Origin of the sequence: Butyrivibrio sp. (genome assembly GCF_017635265.1) — a bacterium.
Taxonomy (GTDB): Bacteria; Bacillota; Clostridia; order Lachnospirales; family Lachnospiraceae; genus Butyrivibrio.
The window spans coordinates 25,777-46,651 of sequence record NZ_JAGBLU010000038.1; the positions used below are offsets into that span (position 1 = coordinate 25,777).

Genomic DNA, 20,875 nt, shown 5'->3' on the forward strand with positions numbered 1-20,875 from the left:
CGAAATATAGCAAACAAAGCTTTAATCGGACAGTTAAATCTACTAGAATAAATACATAAACAAGTAATGAGACTATGCAATAATGCAAAAACGGATGTGTGAATTTATATTGTTTAATTTAGGAGGCACATAATGATTCTATTCGTAAATGCTTGTGTAAGGGAGAATTCAAGAACCAAAAGAATTGCTGATAAGCTTATAGAAAAGCTTGGTAAAAAAGCATCTGAAGAAAATAAGGATGCTGAGATTTTGGAAGTGAAGCTTGAAGATATTCCTTTTCCTAAAACAGATGAGAAATTCCTTATATACAGAGACGATTGCATTGCAAGTTCCAACTTCCGGGATGAATATTTCAGCCTTGCCGGGAACTTTGCAAAGGCGGATATAATTGTGATTGCAGCTCCCTGCTATGACTTATCATTTCCGGCCTTACTTAAGCAGTATGTAGAGCATATCAATGTTAGAGGCATAACTTTTGAGTATACGGAAGAAGGATATCCCAGAGGGCTTTGTAATGCTCATAAGCTTTATTATGTTACAACAGCAGGAGGCGCCTTTGTACCTGAAGAACTTGGATATGGATACATTAAGGCTCTGGCCCAAAATTTCTATGGCATTTCGGATTGCGAGAAGATTGAGGCAGTAGGACTTGACATAGTCGGAGCAGATATCGATGGTATTGTTAACGACTGCATAGATAAAATCACAGTTATGTAGTTTCAGACCACAATATGTAGGTGTTCTTTGGTATAGGAGAGTAATGTGCAGAATTGTGTGAAAAGAATATACAATTACAATAATATGCAGAATAATTTACAATTATAAATGAAAATTCAAAATAAATAAAAGGTATTTGGAAAATGTATTGACAAATTACGTGGGTATAAATATAATAAAAGCATGAAATGAAACATAAATAAATACTTCTCCAATCAATATGTAGTCAGATCGTGATGGGGAGAAAGAAAGGCAGGTACGGTCCAAAGGGATAGTTAGTTAAAATATTCAGAGAAAGGATGGTACGGTCCACCAGCATACTAAGTTTAGTTTTTTAAAAAAAGTTTTAAGTTCGAAGTTCAAAGAAGTAAAAGTGACAGCAATTCAAGTACATGATTGGTGGTCAGGGCATATTTAAATTTTGCAACCACAGCATATGAATGCAAAAGTAAATGGAAAGATGAGCTGGGAATTGGAGGAAAGGTCCATTGGACGCAGAAAATTTTAATTTAGATGATGAGTACTCGGTATGAGGGCAGAAGCAGGTAATAAGATGAAGCTTCTGCCCTTGATTTTTATGCTTTTTTTCTGAATTTTTTGTGAATAGTAGGACTCTGTAGGTATTAATTATTCATTGGGAGTGCAAATTATGATAAAATAGGGCATAGAAATAGTTTTGTATCATACGGGGAATATATGAGTAGATTAGATGAACAGGATTTTGATGAGAAGAGATTGGCTCGAAGAAACAGAAGGAAAAAGAGCCAGCTCATAGCATATATCTCACTGGCAGTTGCGATAATAGTAATTGTAGTGGCAGTGGTTTTTGGAATTTTCTTTTTAAAGAGCTTATTTGGTGCAGGAAAGTCTGTTGAGACATCGGACGTGGAGTCAGAGGCGGCAACTCTTGAAAGTTCGCAGGAAATAGTTATCGAAACACCGGAAACAGTTGAAGAACCTGAAGAAATGACTGAAGAAGATATTCTGGATGAAGTTGTGTCCGGGGTTATTAATGAAATGCCTATAGAAGATAAAGTGGCAGCACTTTTTATCATTACACCGGAACAGCTTACAGGTGTGGAAACAGCCGTGAAGGCCGGGAGTGGTACTCAGGATGCGCTTTCAAAATATGCGGTTGGCGGAATAGTTTATTCTGCCAAGAATATCAAGTCTGAAGATCAGATAACAGAGATGCTTTCAACCACTTCGTCCATGAGTAAGTATCCTGTTTTTACTGTTGTTTCTGAATGGGGCAAGGGATCAATCAGTTCTTCTATAGGGCTTGATGGGATAAAAGATTTTACGGATTCTGAGTCGGCATCGGAAAATGGTGTGACTGTTGCCGGTACGTTATATAAATATGGTTTTAATTTTGATCTAACACCCAATATGGATATTTCAGAAAACGGAATATTCGGAGCTGATATAGATGCGGCAAAAGAGATTGCATCTTCATTTACAGGAGCGCTTCAGGGTGAAGGAGTCCTTGCATGTGCGTATCCGTTTCCAAAACAAGGGGATACATCAAGTGGTATGGAACAGCTTGATGATACGGCAGAAACACTTGCAACCGGCGAATATTCTCTGTTTAAGACTGTAATTGATGATGGAAACGTTACAGCAATCATGCTTTCCAATTCGTCATTTCCAAATGTAATTGGGGATAACACTCCTGCTTCTTTATCGTCGGTAATGATAGAAGATGAGCTTAGAGGAGTTCTTGGATTTGATGGAATTGTAATAACAGGTGCTCTTGATGATGGGGCTATTACAGAGTACTATACATCTGATCAGGCTGCCATAGAAGCTATAGAGGCCGGAGCAGATATGATTTATTTACCTGAAGACTTTGAAACTGCTTATAACGGTCTTTTAGAGGCTGTAAACAGCGGCGAAATATCTGAAGACAGGATAGATGAATCTCTTTACAGAATTTGCAGAGTAAAATATGTAGACAGGGTTGAGGAGATAACAAAAGGCGAATAGTAGATTGGGAAAAGGTATTATTAGGAGAAAAACCGTAATGGATACGCTTGTAGTAGGCAGTAATGGTTATTTTTCAAAGGAATCCCTTGAACTTGCTTTTGGAAAAGACAATATAATACTATGTGGCAATGATCTTGAGAGTAAGAAAGATGGTACTGTCAGGTGGTTTGGTAAATCTATAATCGGGGAAGAATTTAAGACGCTCTTTCTTACTTATGGTTTTGAGCGGGTAGTGTTTTTGTCACATTTCTTAAATAAAGATAGTTTTGATGTGGGAGAAATTGAGCAGCTTCGAAATGTTCTTTCTCTTTGCAGAAAAGCTAATGTCAGACAGTTTGTTTATATAACTTCAGATGAGGCGCTGCTTGATGTGGAAAACAGTGACTCTATCATATATCGTTCTGTGGAATCAATCTGCAGGTATTATGCAGAACATTATCAAATTTCAGTTAAAATTATATATTCTCCTCATTTGATAAGCGGACACTATAAAGAAGATTTCTGGTGTCGTGTTTTTGCTGCTTTTGAAAAGGGAGATGCTGTGGAAATAAAGGCTTCGGCTGATGAAATAGCGGATTTTTTATGTATTGAAGATCTTGCGGCGTTTTTAAGCAGAATGTTTGACTCCTGGAATGAAAATGATGCAGATGATTTTTACGAGACAATATACTTAAGGAGCGGAGCCAGGACAACCTATAAAGAGGCCTTTGAGATAATAAAAAAGATATATAAGAATTCCAAGGTATCATTTGCCGGATCTACTATAAAAGGGCGACCGGAATACGGACAGGATATTGCAAGAGAAAACTATGGATGGTTTGCCAAAAAGGATGCGGTTTCTGAAATTGACAGATATGTAGAGGAATATCAGTCTGTTTTCCATGTTAAAAGAAAAATATCAGATTTTTTAAGAGAAAAACTTAGGATAAACGGAAAAGTAATGATGGTAGTTGAACTCATATTAGGAGCATTTTTGGTTGAGGTATTCAACTACTATTCCAATGGCAGTGTTCAGTTCAGGATGATTGACGCAAGACTTCTTTTTGTTGTACTCATGTCATCTGTTTATGGAACGGGAATTGGCGGAATTACTGCATTTATCGAGATAGTTTCACTTGTTGCGGCGTATTACAGGCAGGGGACCAATGGGATACTTTTGTTTTATGATCCAAGTAACTGGATTCCATTTATTCTTTTGATGGTTGCGGCAGCTGTTTGTGGGTACATTAAACAGAGTAAGGATGAAAATCTTGCATTTATTAACGATGAAAATAAGATTCTTAAGGAAGAGAAGAATTTTGTAAGCAGGCTCTATGAAGAAGCAATGGAATACAAAAATCAATACAAACAGGATCTTATTGGCAGCAGAGACGGCTTTGGAAGAATATTTGATGTCGTAAAGAAGCTCAGTACCACAGTTCCGGAGGAAATATTTGCAGAGTCTATTCCTGTAATGGAAGAAGTTCTCAATAACAAATCAATTGCTATTTATACGATAAATGATAAGGGCGCAAGATTTGCAAGACTTAACGTGGCATCGGAGCAGATTAGTAATTCTCTGAAAAAATCCATAAATCTGGATGATTACAGACAGGTGATAGAAACGGTATCGGATGGAGAAATCTGGTTTAATAAAGATGTCAAAGAAGGTTTTCCTACCTATGTGGCAGGCATCAAATCAGATGGTGTTTTAAATGTTTTGATCATGATATATCACGTTGAATATATTCAGATAAGCACATACTATACAAACCTTATAAGAATCCTCAGCGGACTTATGGAAAACTTTATCATCAAAGCGTGGGAATATCAAAAGGCTGTTGCAGACAAAACCTATGTAAGCGGCACCCAGATTGCCAAAACAGAATATTTCCTTCAGCAATATGAGATTCAAAAAGAAATGGCGGAAAATAAGCTGACTGACTTTAGATTGTTCAGGATAATGCGCGATAACAGATCTTTGTCTGAACTTGATGAGATGCTTCAGACCAAAATTCGTAATAACGATATTATCGGTCTTGGAAGCGATGGCAATATATATCTTCTGGCATCTCAGGTGGATGAGAGCAGTGAATCCATAGTACTTAAGAGGTTTACCAATATGGGACTTAGGTGCGATATAGTGGAGAATGTAGGATGATAGTACATGTTTTTCTGCTTATTCACTTAGCTGTTTGCCTGTTAGTCTTTATTCTTATGAAAATGGGCGTGCTTAAAGTGGATAGTCTTATGATGATTATAGTAATATGCATTCCGTTATGGGGGGCTCTTTGTGCTGTCATTATAACTTTGATGATAAGACTGGGGAAAGATGGCAATAAAAATAGCGAATTGGAGCTTATGCGTAGTAATTTGCTTGATCAGTCTCTTTTGCCCAGACAGGAGGCGGAGTCCGAAAATATTGTTCCCCTTGAGGACGCACTTATCATGAATGATCCAACCGTTAGGCGGTCAGTCATGATGGATGTTTTGATGACAGATGTAAAAAAATATATTCCTGTCATCAATCAGGCCAGAATGAATGATGATGTGGAGGTTGTTCATTATGCAACAACTGCTATGGTGGAGTTGTCAAAAGAATATGAATTAAAGCTTCAGGAGTACAGCAGTGAATATGCAAGCAATCCGGGAAGAAAAGGGCTTCTTGATGAGTATACTTCTTTCCTTTCCCAGTACATATCAAGTGGAATGGTGCAGGGACAGCTTCTTGAGATACATAAAAATACCTACCATCAGCTTTTGATAACCAAGCTGACTCTTAATCCTAATATTGATGACTACGCAAGCCTTGTAAAGAGTCTTTTGGATTCCAAACTTTATATAAGGGCAGATGTAGCACTTTCTACCATGGAAGAAAACTGGCCAACGGATGAAAGAAACTGGCTTCTTCGTTTCAGATATTATTATGAGACCGGTGCCGGCAGCAAAATAAAAGAGATGATAAAGACTACATCCGAGAGTGGAAGGTATTATTCAAGAGAAATCAGAGAGATAGTGGAAATGTGGGAAAAAGAGGAGATGGATGCATGAAAAAGAAACGCTTTTATGTATTGGGAAATGTTTCCATCGGTTTTTTAGCTGTTTTTCTGCTTCTGTTTATTGAAAGAGTGGGAATTCTATACAAAGGGAGCGGGGATAATGTAACACTGCTTCCGGCTGATAATGTTGTCCATATGAAAGAGCTTTCTGATAATAAGAAATGTCTTTTGATATCAGATGATGACAATGATACAAGCGCACTTGTGACTCCTGAGTATGAGCAGATACTTACCGACATGAGAGTAGCATATGATTTATTTGATATTTCTAAATATTCTACAGACAGTCAGAACTTTGACCAATACCTCCAAAAATATGAAACAGCAATTATTGCTACAAATGACTATGATGTTTTTGGCGAAAATATTCTTAGTTTAACAAATTGGGTTAAAAATGGAGGAAGACTTTTAATCGGTATAACACCTGTAAGATCAGAAAGCTTTGATCTTATATGTTCCAAGCTGGGCATTATGGAAATGGACGATAGTTTTATTACTGTAGATGATTTTGTATCAGACGAAAACTATATGCTTGGAGCCGGCAAGACATACAAAATAGATGATCCCTATGAGTCTTCACTTGCAGTTCAGCTTGCTTCATCTGCAACCGTATTTGCACATACTTCAGATAATGCACCTTTAGTGTGGAGTCAGATATACGGAACCGGAAAGTTTGTTGTATGTAATTTCAGCTATGTTTCAAAGGCTTACAGAGGTATATATTCAAGTGCTTACACGCTTTTGGAAGATATTTTTGTATATCCTGTAATTAATGCTTCGGTTTTTTATCTGGATGACTTTCCGTCACCGACTCCTTCAGGGGACGGTAAATATATAAAAAGAGACTATGGAATGGGCATTGCTCAGTTTTACTCGGCTGTCTGGTGGCCCAAGGTTCTTTCATTGGGAGACAAACATAACATTCCGTTTACAGGTCTGATAATCGAGACATATGAAGATGATACAGGTGAAGATCTCCCCACTAATAAAAGTACTGCGGATTATTACTATTATGGGAATATGCTTCTTAATAAGGGAGGTGAAATAGGCTACCACGGATATAATCATCAGCCCTTGTGCGGACCTGACTATGTTTACCAGGAAGATCTGGGATATAAGGTTTGGGAAAGCTATGAAGCCATGTATAACTCTCTGGATGAGCTAACAAAGTTTTCTACCGGTATTTTCTCAAATACCGAACTTTCAGTTTATGTACCTCCTTCGGATGTTTTGTCAAAAGAGGGAAGAGACCTTATTGGCGAGGAATTTCCTAATATAAAAACAATTGCCAGTATTTATTTTGAAGGTCCTGATGCCTATTCTCAGGAATTTGAAGTATCCGGGGACGGAATTGTAGAGACACCCAGAATAGTATCGAGCTGTATTATTGATGATTACATGAAGCTTGCGGCTTTTTCCGAGCTGAATTTTCACTTTGTTGCATCGCATTTCATGCATCCGGATGATCTTTTGGATGAAGATAGAGGAGCGGCTATCGGATGGGAGCAGCTTAGTAAAAATCTTGATGAGTACATGACATGGATTGATGATTCTGCACCTGATATAAGACACCTGACAGGTTCTGGAATGGCTGGAGCTGTACAGCGTTATGTCAATGTTATGCCGGATGCTTATGTTTCTGATTCGCAGCTTACAATCGAAACTGATGGGCTGATTGATGAGGCTTATTACTTTATAAGAGTCTCCGAGGGAGAGCTTGTAGATGTGAGCGGTGGGAAACTCACAAAACTCAATGAAACACTATATCTTCTAAAAGCGCAAAATGACACAGTAACTATCACAAGGAAATAGTATATGAAAATCTGTCTTATTCTTGAGGGAAGTTATCCTTACACATATGGAGGAGTTGCCACCTGGATGCACGGTTACATCCAGGCTCTTCCTGAGCATACTTTTATTTTGTGGGTAATAGGTGCTCATGCCAGGGATAAGGGACACTACAAATATGAACTTCCGCCTAATGTTGAAGAAGTTCATGAAGTTTTTTTGGATGATGCTTTAAAGGTAAGAGCCGGTAAAAAGGATAAGTTTAAGCTTACTGAGGATGAAAAAGAGACCATAGAAAGGCTGATTGACTGTGAAAGTCCAAACTGGGAAATACTTTTTGATATGTATCAGAGGCGCCGCTACAATCCTGCAAGCTTTCTTATGAGTGAGGAATTTCTTAATATACTTACCAGACTTTGTAAAGAGAAATATCCTTATGTGGCATTTGCGGAAACCTTTCACACTATCAGATCAATGCTTTTACCTGTGCTATATCTGCTGGGAAGAGAAGTTCCCGAGGCTGATATATATCATACAATCTGCACAGGGTATGGAGGGCTTTTGGCGTCCCTTGCCAGTTACGTTACCGGACATCCTATAATGCTATCTGAACATGGTATTTATTCAAGAGAAAGAGAAGAGGAAATAATAAGAGCCCAGTGGGTTATTCCGGCATTTAAAAGACAGTGGATCAGGTTTTTTTACATGCTTTCCGATGCGGTGTATAAAAGGGCAACTTTTGTCACCTGTCTTTTTGAAAATGCCAATAAGATACAGATAGAATTGGGAGCAGATCCTTCAAAGTGCAAGGTTATTCCAAATGGAATAAGATATGAGAGATTTTGTAATATTCCCTATAAAGAAGATGACGGATTTGTTGATATAGGCGCAGTTATAAGACTTGCTCAGATAAAAGACGTAAAGACACTAATATACTCTTTTCATGAACTGACAGGAATGCGGGATAATGTGAGATTACATATTCTTGGAGGAGTTGATGATGAAGAGTATGCACAGGAGTGTTATCAGCTTGTTGAGAATCTTGATATAAAAGGAATTAAATTTGTAGGGCAGGTAGATGTGGTGAAATATATGGAAAAGCTTGATTTTACTATCCTTACAAGTATTTCTGAAGGTCAGCCCCTGTCTGTTTTGGAATCATTTGCGGCAGGAAGACCTGTTGTAACTACGGATGTTGGATGCTGCCGCGAACTTATTGAGGGTGCCAGCGGTGATTTTTTTGGAACCGCGGGGTATATTGCACCTCCTATGCATAGGGAAGGCCTTGCCAAGGCTATGAACAGGATGTGCAGCGACAGAAAAAAGCGTATTGAAATGGGACAAAACGGGAAAAGGAGAGTAGAAAAATTTTTTCGTCATCCGCAGATGATGAGTAGATATAATCAGTTGTACAATGAGATTTATTATGGAGTTAAGTGGTAAATGGCAGGTATAGGTTTTGAATTAAAAAAGCTCTTTAGAGCTACAGGCGTCCTGTCCATGTTGAAGGCCTATGGCTATACAGGCATGGTTACAGCAGGCCCCATGCTTCTTGGGGTGATTTTTCTTCTTAGTATCAATTACATAGGAAAAATGGCAGGACTTAATAAGTCAGACCAGGATTTACTGGTGTGCATGATAACCTATTGCCTTTTGGGATCTATGATGTTAAACAGTATATTTTCCATGGTAATGACAAGATATGTGGCAGATCTTTTGTATGAGGAAAAAGAAAAGGATGTAATTCCGTCTATGGAAGGAATTCTGGGAATTATGCTGCCATTGGGAGGTATATTTTGGATAATCTTCCTTGGATTTGCCGGAATTGACCTCATGCTATGCATTCTCAATTTTATACTTTTTATGGAGCTTATTGTTGCATGGACACAGATGAATTATCTTACGGCGGTAAAAGATTATAAAGGAATTCTTTTATCATATGTTTACGCAATTATTTTGTCGGTTCTGACAGCACTTTTTGGATGTGCTTATTTTGGAGCATCTTTGTATGTTCTCATGTTAAGTGTAAGCGCCGGATACGGAGTTATGATTGTTTATGACATGATCCTTTTGTATGAATATTTTCCCAATTCAATGGAAAATCATTTTGCTTTCCTGCCGTGGTTTGATGAATATAGAGATCTTATGTTTATAGGCTTTTTTACTAATTTAGGTCTTTTTTCACACATAGTAATTGCGTGGATGAGCGATGTCGGTGTCAATATAAAAGGGCTTTACTACGGAGCGCCGCAGCATGATGTTGCAGCACTTTTTGCCTTTATTACCATACTTATAACAACTATAAATTTTGTGGCTTCAGTAGAAGTTAATTTCTATCCCAAATACAGGAAATATTATGATCTGTTCAACGGAACAGGTTCTATCATAGAGATTGAAGCAGCTGAAAATGAAATGATAACTGTGTTGGAGCATGAACTTGCATATACGGCCAGAATACAGTTCTATGCAACAGCGCTTATTTTATCAATCGGTCTGGTCTTTTTGGAAAGGCTTCCGTTGGGATTTGATTCATTGATGGAAGGGTATTTCAGAATACTTAGTGTTGGATATGGTGCATATGCTGTAGGAAATGTATTAATGCTGATTTTGATGTATTTTACTGATTATGCGGATGCCAGAAGAAGCGCTTTTGTTTTTGGAACTCTTTCAACTGTTCTTAGTGCTGTTTCACTTATGTTTGAATCAAAATATTACGGTTTTGCATTTGCCATAAGCAGTATTGTTTATCTTGTTTTTACATTAAGCAGACTTATGGACTACACAAAAAAGCTCCCTTATCATATATTGAGCTCTCAGCCTATTGTTGCAGAAAGAAAATATGGATTTGGAAGCAGACTTTACGAATTCATGGAAAAGCATGCTAAATAGCGTTGCATCCTTCGTATTATAAATCTTCATAAGGAAGGTATTTATTTATGAGAAAGAAAACAGGTATATGGATATTTGGGGCATTTATTCTGGCTATGGCTGCAATTGCCGGAAGTAATTTGTACAATTATTATTTTGATGAGGATAATCAGGCGCAGACAGAAACAAATACGCTGATTCAGGTAATTGATAATAAGGTGACTTCTGAAGATGGAGCTGCCGGAAGTCATATTCGGGATATTGATGCACTTTATGAAGAGGACGGAATGGACGTTGTTACAATGTATCTTACTGTCAGGAAGGGGAATTCGTCTGAAGGAACAGACCACACCTGGGAAGAGGTAAATACTCACTCTGCATATTATTATGATGAGCTTGGAATACCAAGGTATAAGGTGGAAGCTCTTTTGCAGGTGGGAAATGAAGAGGGAATCCCCGCAGGTAATCTGGGATATGGAAGGACTGCTCCCAATGCGACTGTTCAGATAAGAGGACAGACATCCAGCAGAAACTCTCAAAAGAACTATAAGATTGAACTAAAAGAAAATCAGGGGAATTGGAGAGGGCAAACCACTATTGCTCTTAACAAGCATCAGACTGATGGGCTTAGGTTTAGAAATAAACTTGGATTTGATATTCTGAAAAATGTTGATCAGCTGATGAGTCTAAGAACCCAGTTTGTTCATCTGTATGTTAATGATCTTACCGATGGATATGATGACGGCTTTGAAGATTATGGTCTTTATACGCAGGTTGAACAGCTTAATAAGAAGGCATTAAGAGCCCATGGCCTAGATAGATATGGTCAGCTGTATAAAGTCAATTTTTTTGAATTTTACAGATATGAAGATGTAATTATGCCTGAGACTGATCCTGAATATGATGCTGCTAAATTTCAGCAGTATCTTGAAATTAAAGGTGACACTGACCATACGAAGCTTATAGATATGCTTGAGGATGTAAATGATTACAGCATTTCTATTGATGAGGTGCTGGATAAGCATTTTGACAGGGAAAACCTTACATATTGGCTCGCTTTTAATATTTTGACCGGAAACGTAGATACTCAGAGTAGAAATTGTTATCTTTACAGCCCCAAGAATGAGAATCTGTGGTATTTTATTAGTTGGGATCTGGATGGCTCTTTCAGAACCTATGAAAACGAAATTTTAAGCATTTCCGACTATAGCAGCTGGGAGTCCGGAGTCAGCAACTATTGGGGAAATGTATTATTCAAGAGATGTTTAAAGTCAGAGAGCTTTAGAAAAGAGCTTGATGATGCAATCATAGATCTTAAGGAAAATGTCCTGACTGTTGACAGGTTGACAGATATGGTATCGGGGTACAGTGAAGTGGTAGATAAGTATCTTTGGCAGGCACCTGATATCACTTATGAGCGTCTTACACCTGATGAGTATGAGAGTGTGGCTTTGGAACTGCCGGAGCAGATTGAAGAAAACTATGAAAAGTATCTTAGTTCTCTGGAAAAGCCTTTACCGTTCTTTGTTGGAACACCGACAGTAGAAGATGGTAAACTCGTGATGGGATGGGATACTTCCTATGATTTTCAAAATGAAGATATTACTTACAAGGCTGTACTTTCCAAAAATGACGATGGGATAAACGTTGTGGATACCTATGAGGGAATATGGTCGCAGTTCAGCACGGATATGCCTGAACCGGGAAAATATTTTCTTGGGGTAGAGGCTTATGATGAAAGCGGCAATTCTCAAGATTGTTTTGATTATTACACAGATGATGCTTCGGGGAAAATTTATGGAGTGATGTGTTTTTATATTAACGAAGATGGTACAATAGACGAGTATACTGTCGTAGAGTGACCGGTATTAAAAGTGGTGTTTATATGAAAAAGAATTTTAGACATGAATGGAAGTATTTGATAAGCTACGGAGAATTTGAAGCTTTAAAGCCAAGGCTTCATCCGTATTTTAAGCTTGATTCCAATGCTGTAAACGGTGAGTACGTAATACGAAGCCTGTATTTTGACGATTATTTTAACAGTGCCTATGAAGAAAAAGATATGGGTGTGTATTTTAGAAAAAAGTACAGAATCAGGATTTACAATTATTCTGACAGCAGTATTAAGCTTGAACGAAAAATAAAAAACGATAAATATATTTATAAAGAAGCTGCAGGCCTTACCAGAGATGAAGTGTATAAAATCCTTGAAGGTGACATAGACTTCCTTTTGCAAAAAGACAATAATCTTTTAAAGGAGTTCTATTTTGAGTGTGTGAGCAACGTGATGCGTCCCAGAGTTATTGTCGATTATGACAGAACCCCATACATCCTTGATGAAGGTACTGTAAGAGTTACCTTTGATAAAAAAGTAAGAGCGGCTGTAGGTGGCTTTGATATTTTTGACAAGGATCTGCCTATATTAAATGCACTTCCTGCGGATAAACTTATAATGGAAGTTAAGTATACGGAGTTTTTGCCACAGCTTGTCAGGGATTTATGTCCGCCGGCTACAAGTGAGTTTACAGCGGCATCCAAATATGTTTTGTGTTGTGATAAGACCGCTTACCTTAACGGAAGCGATAATTATGTAGATGAGAGGTACATTATATGAGCGTTAAAGACATGATAAAAAAATCAATTTTAAATTCCGATGCGTATTCAACTTACGACGTTGGAAGCATTGCAATAGCACTTTTTATTGCACTTTTACTTGGAATTCTTATTTATCTTGTTTATAGAAGGTTTTATGCAGGTGTTATTTTTTCCAAGAGTTTTGCTGTTACATTAATTGGTATGTGTGTATTAACGTGCATGGTTACACTGGCAATCAGCACTAACGTGGTTATTTCTCTTGGTATGGTAGGTGCCCTTTCTATCGTGAGATTCAGAACTGCCGTAAAAGATCCGCTGGATCTGCTGTATTTGTTTTGGTCAATAACCACAGGTATTACAGCAGGTGCCGGAATGTATGCACTTACATTGGCAGCAGCTGTTATCATGATAATAATGATTGCTATTTTTTATTCAAAATCATCAAATGGCAGGATTTACATTGCTGTTATTCATTATGAGGGAACAGAGGCCGGTGATGAAATTTTAAGAGCACTTGGTAAAAAGAAATACTTTGTTAAGTCAAAAACTATGAGAGGCGATGTGACAGAGCTTGCAGTTGAAGTTAATGTCAAAGGTGATGATTTCTTCTTTGAAGAGAAGATAAGAAATATCGACAAAGTAAAAGATGTAACACTCATTCAGTATAATGGGGAATATAATGCGTAAAATCAAGCTGATACCATTGCTGATTACACTATTGGCAGCGATGGTTTTAGTTGGAGCATGTTATATGTTCTTTTGTTTCGGAAAAGGAAAAGTTTATACATATAAGGCAGATGAAGGTGTATATCCCAACCCGTATGTGGGTTTTGCGCCTGATTGTGACAGTGTGCAATTATGCAGTGACAGCACGCTTGTTTACATGAACATCAAGTGGCGGGATCTTGAGCCTTTAGAAGGTGTCTATGACTGGGATAAAATAGAAAGTGAGGGACATCTGTATGACTACAGAGCTTTAGGCAAGCACCTTGTCCTTAGGTTTGTATGCGATTATCCCGGGGAAGAAGAGCATATGGATATTCCGGACTGGCTCTATGAAAAAACAAGAGACGGTGAGTTTTATGAAATAGAGTATGGATGTGGTTACTGTCCTGATTATAACAATGAGGATTTTATCAGTGCACATGAGAATGTGTTAAATGAGATAGGAAGACATTTTTCCGATGATGATTTTCTTTCTTATGTAGAACTTGGAAGCCTTGGACACTGGGGAGAATGGCATACTTATTATCCGGCGGGGATACCCAAAATGCCCCTTGAAGAAACAAGAAGAATTTATGTTAAGCAGTATGCAAAAGCTTTTCCCTATGCCAGACTTTTGATGAGAAGGCCTTTTGCTGAAATGCCGGAAGAGTTCGGTGTGTTCAATGATATGACCGGGGCAGAGGAAGATACTAATACATGGCTTGAATGGATAGAACAGGGCGGCATCTACAATGAGACCAAGGAAGAAAACGGACTTAGAAGTGCTAAAGACATTTGGAATATAGCACCGGTTGGCGGCGAGTTTACCAGTTCAATTCCTATGAGCACAATGCTTGGAAGTGATCTTGATAAAACACTTGAGCTATTGGAAAAATCTCATATGAGCTTTATTGGCCCTATGGTTCCTGAATGCAATAGGGCAGGAGATGTGACTGAAGGCATACAGGAAGTATTGAAAAGAGTGGGCTATAGATATAGAGTTAGCTCTTTTAGTATGAAAAATGCAGGTTTTGGAACTACTGAAATTACTGTGACTATGGTAAATGACGGTGTTGCTCCTGTGTATTTTGATCTGATGCCGTACATTTATATAGAAGATGAAAATGGCAATCTTTTGGAGAAACACTTAATCTCTATAGATTTAAAGAAGCTTTGTCAGGACCGGGAAGAGCAGTTTAGCGTAAAAATTTCCGGGGATATGCTAAAAGAAAGTGGAACAAAAATATATGTCGGAATAGAAGAGCCGGGGGAAGATGAACCATCGGTTTATCTGACAATGCAGGCTGAGAGGGAAGAAACCAAATCTCTTTTATGGAGTAAGTAAATTAAAACAGCTCACATTTTTTCGTGTGAGCTGTTTTTTTAATCCCTTGGCCTCATATAGAAATTTCCCATTATTTCCTCTGTTCTTATGGAATTGATAAAGGCATTTGGATCAATTTCTTTTATTTTTGGAATGAGCTTTCTGGTATCAGATGCACTTACAATTGAATAAACAATTTTCTTGTTTTTGTGGGCATATGAGCCTTCACCATCAATAAGTGTTGCACCGTGACTACATGTTGCATAGATCATTGAACATACCTTATCAGGCATATCTGTTATGATGAACAGTGTTCTTTGCTGATATGTTCTGTAAAGAACATGCAGTGTCTGAGTTGAAACATACTGGAAAATCATGGAATAAAGAGCTTTTTCCCATCCAAACATAGCACCGGCTATAGTAAGAACAATAACGTTTCCCGCAAGGATAATGGGAAATGTGTCGATTCCTTTTCTCTGGGACAAAAATATAGAGATAAAGTCGGTTCCGCCGCTTGTAGCATCAACTTCAAGACACATTGTTATAGCAACGGCATTTAATATGCCGCCGAAAACAGCAACCAAAAGAGTATCATGAGTTACTGCATGAATTGGAATGAGATCTACAAATATACCGTTTGCAAGAACCATAACCATAGAGAACATGGTGAATTTTTTGCCTATAAAGCGGAATCCGATATAAACAGGAATTGCATTTAAACAAATATTAATAGGAGTATAGGCAATCTGAAGATTAAAATACTTAATGGCAGCTCTCTGGATGACAATTGTAAGTCCCTGGGCGCCTCCCGGTATAAGCTCTCCTCCGTTGATGAAAGTCTGGATGTTTACAGCCATTAGAAATGCTGCAAGAAGCACCACAACAAGTCTGATAAAGTCCCATTTTAAAGTGGAAACAATTTTCTTTTTTTTCTCTGCCATGAAAGAAATCCCTTTACGTATATTATTATGTAGCAAAATAGATTTATGAATTTGGTTTACATAACATTGCCATAGATAGTATATACATAAAAATCTACGAGTTCAACCTGAAATCTCTTGGACTACACCCAAAATTTCTCCTAAAGAGCCTGTGAAAAAAACTTGTGTTGTCATATCCGACCATTACTGAAATGTCCGCAATGGAAATATCGGTATTTTTTAAAAGCTCCTTTGCCTTATTTAATCTTTTTGATTGAAGAAGCTCTTTGAAAGTGCTCTCTGTGTTTTTCTTTATTATGCGGCTTAAAACATAAGGGTCTTCACCTACGGTTTTTGAAAATTTTGTCAGAGAAGCTTCCCTGTAATCTGTGTCGATATAGCTTAAGAGCCTGAACATTATTTCCTGATCGTAGGAACTTCTTGATACACCGATGGATTCAGTATGTTTTAGAAGATTTAAAAACAAAAGACCGATAGTCACCTGATTGATATTTTGAAAATCAAGGCTGTCTGTTCTTAGCATGTTCCAAATCATGTTTTCCATTATATTCTGTATCTGAGGAATGTCGGATACTTTGAAATACAGAAAGTTGCCATCCATATCTTTTTTGGTAAGGCAGCTTATCAAAAAATCTCTTAAAGGACTTTTGCTTTGCTCCATCATGGAAAAAGCAGTGGTGAAAAACTCAGGTAATATCATGAAGTTCACTGCTATATCATTCTCGCCGGCCGGAAGGATTTCCTGTCTGGCATGCTGGTTCATGAAAAGGAGGTCTCCTTCTTTTAGGACAATTCGCTGACCGTCAATTATATGGGTTGTTTCACCCTGACACATATAAATAAATTCCACATAATTATGAGTGTGGAGCGGGAAATGAATAAAGCGCACATGAGGACGCATATCTATTAATTTTCCGTCCTGCAGAACTCTGGAGGAATCTATTTCGTTATGTGGGGAAGAAGTCTTTTCGTCGCTGTAATATAAATTGCGGTTGATATGCTCTTCACCGCTTAAAATAGCCTGCTCTTCTTCTGTTATCTTACTTAGGGTTTCAATCAGTTTTTTATCCATAGTTACACTTTAAAACAAAAGACGGTTATTTGCAACAAAGGACGTATTTTTTGTTTTATGACGACCTTATTTTTAAAATGGATTACGTGTATCGTAATATTAGTGTAAATGTTGTGCTAAAGCGGTATTGAAACAATAAATTCAATATCGAAACAGCACTTTTAAAAGAGCAAAAAGGAGAAGGGGAAATGACAGTAAAAGAAAGATATGAAGAAGCAAAAATGCGCTATTCAAAAATTGGCGTGGATACAGAAAAAGCAATTGATGAGCTATCAAAGATAAAGCTTTCAATGCACTGCTGGCAGGGAGATGATGTTATCGGTTTTGATCAGAAGGGACCTCTTACAGGAGGAATCCAGACAACAGGTAACTATCCTTACAAGGCAACAACACCTGAGGAACTTATGGCTGATATAGACAAGACATTAAGCCTTGTTCCCGGTAAGCACAAGATTAATCTTCATGCTTCTTATGCAATTTTTGAAGACGGAGAGTGGGCTGACAGAGATGCTCTTGAACCAAAGCATTTCAAAAAATGGGCTGAATTTGCAAAAGAAAGAGGACTTGGAATTGACTTTAACCCAACATATTTCAGTCATCCAAAGTCTGACAACGGAACACTTTCAGCTGCAGATGAGGACGTAAGAAAATTCTGGATAAGACACGGTCAGGCCTGCCTTAAGATTTCAGAGTATCTTGCTTCTGAAACCGGTCAGGTATGTATGATGAACATCTGGATTCCCGACGGACTTAAGGATGTTCCGGGAGACAGAAAAGCTCCAAGAGAAAGACTTAAAGCATCTCTTGATGAAATCCTTGCAACACCATATGACAAGAATAAGGTCGCTGTTGCCGTTGAGTCAAAGGTGTTTGGAATTGGCGCAGAGTCCTATACAGTTGGAAGCCATGAATTCTATATGAATTATGCTGCCAAAAATAATGTAATGTGCCTTATTGATACAGGACATTTCCATCCGACAGAAAATGTAGCGGATAAGCTCAGCTCAATGCTTCTTTTCTATGATAAGATGGCTCTTCACGTATCACGTCCTGTTCGCTGGGATTCAGATCATGTAGTTATCTTCAATGATGATGCAAGAGATCTTGCTCAGGAAATCGTAAGAAACGGTGCTGACAGATTCTACATCGGAATGGACTATTTTGATGCAAGCATTAACCGTATTTCTGCATGGACAAATGGTATGAGAAACTTCCTGAAGGCACTTTTATATGCTGAACTTCAGCCAACGGAGAAGTTTACAGAACTTCAAAATGCCGGAAACTTCACAGAACTTATGTCTCTTACAGAGCAGATCAAGATGCTTCCTGTTGGCGATGTATGGAATTATTACTGCGAGAAAAACGGTGTGGCTCTTGAAGAAGACTGGTTTGAAGACTGCATGGAATATGAGAAAAATGTTCTTTCTAAGAGAGCATAAGTAAATATTTGAATTAAGGAGATTTTAGAAATGAAAGTATTGGATGCTAAATTTGCCAAAGGATTCTGCCGCATGTGCGTAGACGGTTTTTATCAGGGATGGCATGAGAGAAACGGCGGTAATTTAAGCTACAGAATCAAGGATGAAGAAATTGAATCTGTAAAGGAAGAACTCGATGAGTCTTCAGAGTGGAAGCCTATCGGAACAACAGTAAAGGATCTTGCAGGTGAGTACTTCATGGTTACAGGATCAGGCAAGTATTTCAGAAATGTTGAGATTGATCCTGCAGCTAATGTTTGCATTATCAAGGTTGACGATAAGGGTGAGAATTACAAAATCCTGTGGGGACTTGTGGAAGGCGGAAGACCTACATCAGAGCTTCCTTCACATCTTATGAATCTGGAAGTATGCAAGAAAAGAAATCCTGAAATCAGAGTGGTATACCATTGCCATCCTGCAAATACGATTGCACTTACATATGTACTTCCTCTCGATGGAAAAGTATTTACAAGAGAAATCTGGGAAATGGCAACCGAATGTCCGGTAGTATTCCCTGATGGAATCGGTGTTGTGCCGTGGATGGTTCCGGGCGGAAAAGAGATTGCCGTTGCAACTTCTGAGATCATGAAAAAGCAGGATGTTGCTATCTGGGCTCATCATGGAATGTTTGCCTGCGGAACAGATTTTGACATTGCCTTTGGACTTATGCACACAGTTGAAAAGGCTGCAGAGGTTCTTGTTAAAGTTATGTCCATGACAGATAAAAAGAGACAGACAATTGAACCTGATGATTTCAGAGCATTAAATGAACCCTTTGGAATCAAGGTTAATGAAGAATGTCTTTATACTAAAAAGAGCAATATAATCGGCGAAGTTTAATGGAGACTTACTATGAAATACTATTTAGCAGTTGATATCGGAGCGTCATCCGGAAGGCATATTCTGGCGCACATGGAAAACGGCAGGATAGTACTTGAAGAGGTGTACCGTTTTTACAATGGAATGGAAGATAAAAATGGTCATAAAGTCTGGAATGCGGAGAAATTGTTTGAAGACATTCTGGAGGGAATGAAGAAGTGTAAAGAAATCGGAAAGATTCCTGCAACTATGGGAATCGATACCTGGGGTGTGGATTTTTGTCTTTTGGATAAAGATGACAAAAGAATCGGAGACCTTGTAGCTTACCGTGATGACAGGACATCCGGAATGGATGAGGAAGTATACAAGATCATTTCAGAAGATGAGCTCTATGAACGAACAGGAATTCAGAAAGCGATTTTCAACACTATCTACCAGCTGATGGCTATTAAGACCAAAGAGCCGGAAAAATTAAAAGAAGCAAGAACACTTCTGATGGTTCCTGATTATTTCCATTTCCTTTTGACAGGCGTAAGAAAACAGGAATATACCAATGCATCAACAACCCAGCTTCTTGATGCGACCACCGGTGATTGGGATCATGACCTGATAAAAAAGCTTGGATTTCCCGATGAGCTTTTTGGAGAACTCTCAATGCCCGGAACAGTTGTAGGACCTCTGAAAAAAGATATTGCAGAAAAGGTGGGCTATGACCTTAAAGTAGTACTTCCTGCGACTCATGACACAGGATCCGCAGTAATGAGCGTTCCCTGCACAGAAGAGAATACTCTTTATATTTCATCCGGAACATGGTCTCTTATGGGATGCGAACTTTCCAAGGCGAATTGTTCAAAAGAAGCCAAAGAAGCCAACTTTACCAATGAGGGTGGCTATGAAAAAAGGTACAGATTCCTCAAAAACATCATGGGTCTTTGGATGATACAGTCTGTGAAAAAAGAGTTCGAAGCAGGATTCGAGTATCCGGGAAAGCAGCCGGATGATGATTACTCTTTTGCAAATCTTTGTGACAGAGCAAAAAATGAAAAGATATCATCACTTGTTCAGGCCAATGATAACAGGTTTTTAAATCCCGCTTCCATGACAGGCGAGATACAAAACGCCTGCAAAGAAGCCAATATGCAGGTTCCGCAGACTCCATGGGAGATAGCAAGAGTAATTTACAGAAGCCTTGCTGTTTGCTATAAAGAGACTACTGAAGAGATAGAAAAAATAACAGGTAAGAAATTTGAATCTGTAAATATAGTCGGAGGTGGATCCAATGCAGTTTATCTCAATGAACTTACAGCTGCAGAAACAGGGCGAAAGGTTAATGCCGGCCCCGGAGAAGCCACTGCTATAGGTAACATTGGTGCACAGATGCTTTCAGATGGTGTATTTACAAGCCTTTCAGAGTTTAGGAAGTGTGTATATCAGTCCTTTGGCGTAACTAAATATCAATGATCAATTTTTTTCAAAGCCCATCAGCTTTTATGATGGGCTTTAAATTTGCCACTAAATATTTTTTTAATTTTTTATTAATAAAG

The 20,875-nt window shown here is 38.2% G+C and carries 16 protein-coding genes; 14 read left to right on the forward strand and 2 right to left on the reverse strand.

Annotated features, from left to right (window positions below; all coding sequences use genetic code 11):
* The first annotated feature begins 132 nt into the window (after nt 1–132).
* From J6O61_RS05385 to J6O61_RS05435, 11 genes are all read left to right on the forward strand, one after another.
* The gene (locus J6O61_RS05385) at nt 133–717 is read left to right on the forward strand and encodes an NAD(P)H-dependent oxidoreductase (RefSeq protein ID WP_292210516.1); all 585 of its coding nucleotides are present in this window, start codon (nt 133–135) and stop codon (nt 715–717) included.
* Nucleotides 718–1,413: 696 nt separating this feature from the next.
* A complete protein-coding gene (locus J6O61_RS05390; protein WP_292210517.1) occupies nt 1,414–2,703 on the forward strand; it encodes a glycoside hydrolase family 3 N-terminal domain-containing protein in 1,290 nt (429 codons plus the stop codon).
* Between the two features lie 37 nt (nt 2,704–2,740).
* The gene (locus tag J6O61_RS05395; protein WP_292210519.1) at nt 2,741–4,843 is read left to right on the forward strand and encodes an NAD-dependent epimerase/dehydratase family protein; all 2,103 of its coding nucleotides are present in this window, start codon (nt 2,741–2,743) and stop codon (nt 4,841–4,843) included.
* On the forward strand, nt 4,840–5,733 hold the full coding sequence (locus tag J6O61_RS05400) for a hypothetical protein (RefSeq protein WP_292210522.1): 894 nt from the start codon (nt 4,840–4,842) through the stop codon (nt 5,731–5,733). The genes J6O61_RS05395 and J6O61_RS05400 overlap by 4 nt, the downstream gene beginning before the upstream one ends.
* Complete coding sequence (locus J6O61_RS05405; protein WP_292210525.1) at nt 5,730–7,553, forward strand: DUF2194 domain-containing protein; 1,824 nt, start codon at nt 5,730–5,732, stop codon at nt 7,551–7,553. The genes J6O61_RS05400 and J6O61_RS05405 overlap by 4 nt, the downstream gene beginning before the upstream one ends.
* A gap of 3 nt (nt 7,554–7,556) precedes the next feature.
* Nucleotides 7,557–8,972, forward strand: a complete 1,416-nt coding sequence (gene pelF / locus J6O61_RS05410) for a GT4 family glycosyltransferase PelF (protein WP_292210527.1) — start codon at nt 7,557–7,559, stop codon at nt 8,970–8,972.
* On the forward strand, nt 8,973–10,418 hold the full coding sequence (gene pelG / locus J6O61_RS05415; RefSeq protein WP_292210529.1) for an exopolysaccharide Pel transporter PelG: 1,446 nt from the start codon (nt 8,973–8,975) through the stop codon (nt 10,416–10,418). It begins immediately after the preceding gene.
* Nucleotides 10,419–10,465: 47 nt separating this feature from the next.
* Nucleotides 10,466–12,259: a CotH kinase family protein gene (locus J6O61_RS05420; RefSeq protein ID WP_292210532.1), complete on the forward strand. Its 1,794-nt coding sequence runs from the start codon at nt 10,466–10,468 to the stop codon at nt 12,257–12,259.
* A gap of 23 nt (nt 12,260–12,282) precedes the next feature.
* Nucleotides 12,283–13,011, forward strand: a complete 729-nt coding sequence (locus J6O61_RS05425; protein ID WP_292210534.1) for a polyphosphate polymerase domain-containing protein — start codon at nt 12,283–12,285, stop codon at nt 13,009–13,011.
* Nucleotides 13,008–13,679 carry a DUF4956 domain-containing protein gene (locus tag J6O61_RS05430; RefSeq protein WP_292210536.1) on the forward strand — a complete coding sequence of 224 codons (672 nt, stop codon included), beginning with the start codon at nt 13,008–13,010 and terminating at the stop codon, nt 13,677–13,679. Before J6O61_RS05425 ends, J6O61_RS05430 begins: the two co-directional genes overlap by 4 nt.
* Entirely contained in the window at nt 13,672–15,042 is a 1,371-nt protein-coding gene (locus J6O61_RS05435; RefSeq protein WP_292210538.1) for a DUF4832 domain-containing protein, read from the forward strand. The genes J6O61_RS05430 and J6O61_RS05435 overlap by 8 nt, the downstream gene beginning before the upstream one ends.
* 38 nt (nt 15,043–15,080) lie before the next feature.
* Here J6O61_RS05435 and J6O61_RS05440 read toward each other — a convergent pair whose 3' ends face one another.
* Both J6O61_RS05440 and J6O61_RS05445 read right to left on the reverse strand, forming a co-directional pair.
* Nucleotides 15,081–15,962, reverse strand: a complete 882-nt coding sequence (locus J6O61_RS05440) for a YitT family protein (protein WP_292210540.1) — start codon at nt 15,960–15,962, stop codon at nt 15,081–15,083.
* A 94-nt stretch (nt 15,963–16,056) separates the two neighbouring features.
* A complete protein-coding gene (locus J6O61_RS05445; protein ID WP_292210541.1) occupies nt 16,057–17,034 on the reverse strand; it encodes an AraC family transcriptional regulator in 978 nt (325 codons plus the stop codon).
* 188 nt (nt 17,035–17,222) lie between these two features.
* Here J6O61_RS05445 and J6O61_RS05450 point away from each other — a divergent pair, with 188 nt between their 5' ends.
* From J6O61_RS05450 to rhaB, 3 genes are read left to right on the forward strand one after another with little or no spacing between them, the layout of a single operon-like run.
* A complete protein-coding gene (locus J6O61_RS05450) occupies nt 17,223–18,473 on the forward strand; it encodes an L-rhamnose isomerase (RefSeq protein WP_292210543.1) in 1,251 nt (416 codons plus the stop codon).
* A 30-nt stretch (nt 18,474–18,503) separates the two neighbouring features.
* Entirely contained in the window at nt 18,504–19,352 is an 849-nt protein-coding gene (gene rhaD, locus J6O61_RS05455; RefSeq protein ID WP_292210545.1) for a rhamnulose-1-phosphate aldolase, read from the forward strand.
* A gap of 12 nt (nt 19,353–19,364) precedes the next feature.
* Nucleotides 19,365–20,792 carry a rhamnulokinase gene (gene rhaB, locus J6O61_RS05460; RefSeq protein ID WP_292210547.1) on the forward strand — a complete coding sequence of 476 codons (1,428 nt, stop codon included), beginning with the start codon at nt 19,365–19,367 and terminating at the stop codon, nt 20,790–20,792.
* Nucleotides 20,793–20,875 lie beyond the last annotated feature (83 nt).

Bases quoted from the DNA above. Each gene is read 5' to 3' on its own strand.
- J6O61_RS05445 (WP_292210541.1), bottom strand. From the start codon at position 17,034: ATGGATAAAAAACTGATTGAAACCCTAAGTAAGATAACAGAAGAAGAG.
- J6O61_RS05420 (WP_292210532.1), top strand. From the start codon at position 10,466: ATGAGAAAGAAAACAGGTATATGGATATTTGGGGCATTTATTCTGGCT.
- J6O61_RS05390 (WP_292210517.1), top strand. From the start codon at position 1,414: ATGAGTAGATTAGATGAACAGGATTTTGATGAGAAGAGATTGGCTCGA.
- rhaB (WP_292210547.1), top strand. From the start codon at position 19,365: ATGAAATACTATTTAGCAGTTGATATCGGAGCGTCATCCGGAAGGCAT.
- J6O61_RS05440 (WP_292210540.1), bottom strand. From the start codon at position 15,962: ATGGCAGAGAAAAAAAAGAAAATTGTTTCCACTTTAAAATGGGACTTT.
- J6O61_RS05400 (WP_292210522.1), top strand. From the start codon at position 4,840: ATGATAGTACATGTTTTTCTGCTTATTCACTTAGCTGTTTGCCTGTTA.
- rhaD (WP_292210545.1), top strand. From the start codon at position 18,504: ATGAAAGTATTGGATGCTAAATTTGCCAAAGGATTCTGCCGCATGTGC.
- pelG (WP_292210529.1), top strand. From the start codon at position 8,973: ATGGCAGGTATAGGTTTTGAATTAAAAAAGCTCTTTAGAGCTACAGGC.
- J6O61_RS05450 (WP_292210543.1), top strand. From the start codon at position 17,223: ATGACAGTAAAAGAAAGATATGAAGAAGCAAAAATGCGCTATTCAAAA.
- J6O61_RS05430 (WP_292210536.1), top strand. From the start codon at position 13,008: ATGAGCGTTAAAGACATGATAAAAAAATCAATTTTAAATTCCGATGCG.
- pelF (WP_292210527.1), top strand. From the start codon at position 7,557: ATGAAAATCTGTCTTATTCTTGAGGGAAGTTATCCTTACACATATGGA.
- J6O61_RS05405 (WP_292210525.1), top strand. From the start codon at position 5,730: ATGAAAAAGAAACGCTTTTATGTATTGGGAAATGTTTCCATCGGTTTT.
- J6O61_RS05435 (WP_292210538.1), top strand. From the start codon at position 13,672: ATGCGTAAAATCAAGCTGATACCATTGCTGATTACACTATTGGCAGCG.
- J6O61_RS05395 (WP_292210519.1), top strand. From the start codon at position 2,741: ATGGATACGCTTGTAGTAGGCAGTAATGGTTATTTTTCAAAGGAATCC.
- J6O61_RS05425 (WP_292210534.1), top strand. From the start codon at position 12,283: ATGAAAAAGAATTTTAGACATGAATGGAAGTATTTGATAAGCTACGGA.
- J6O61_RS05385 (WP_292210516.1), top strand. From the start codon at position 133: ATGATTCTATTCGTAAATGCTTGTGTAAGGGAGAATTCAAGAACCAAA.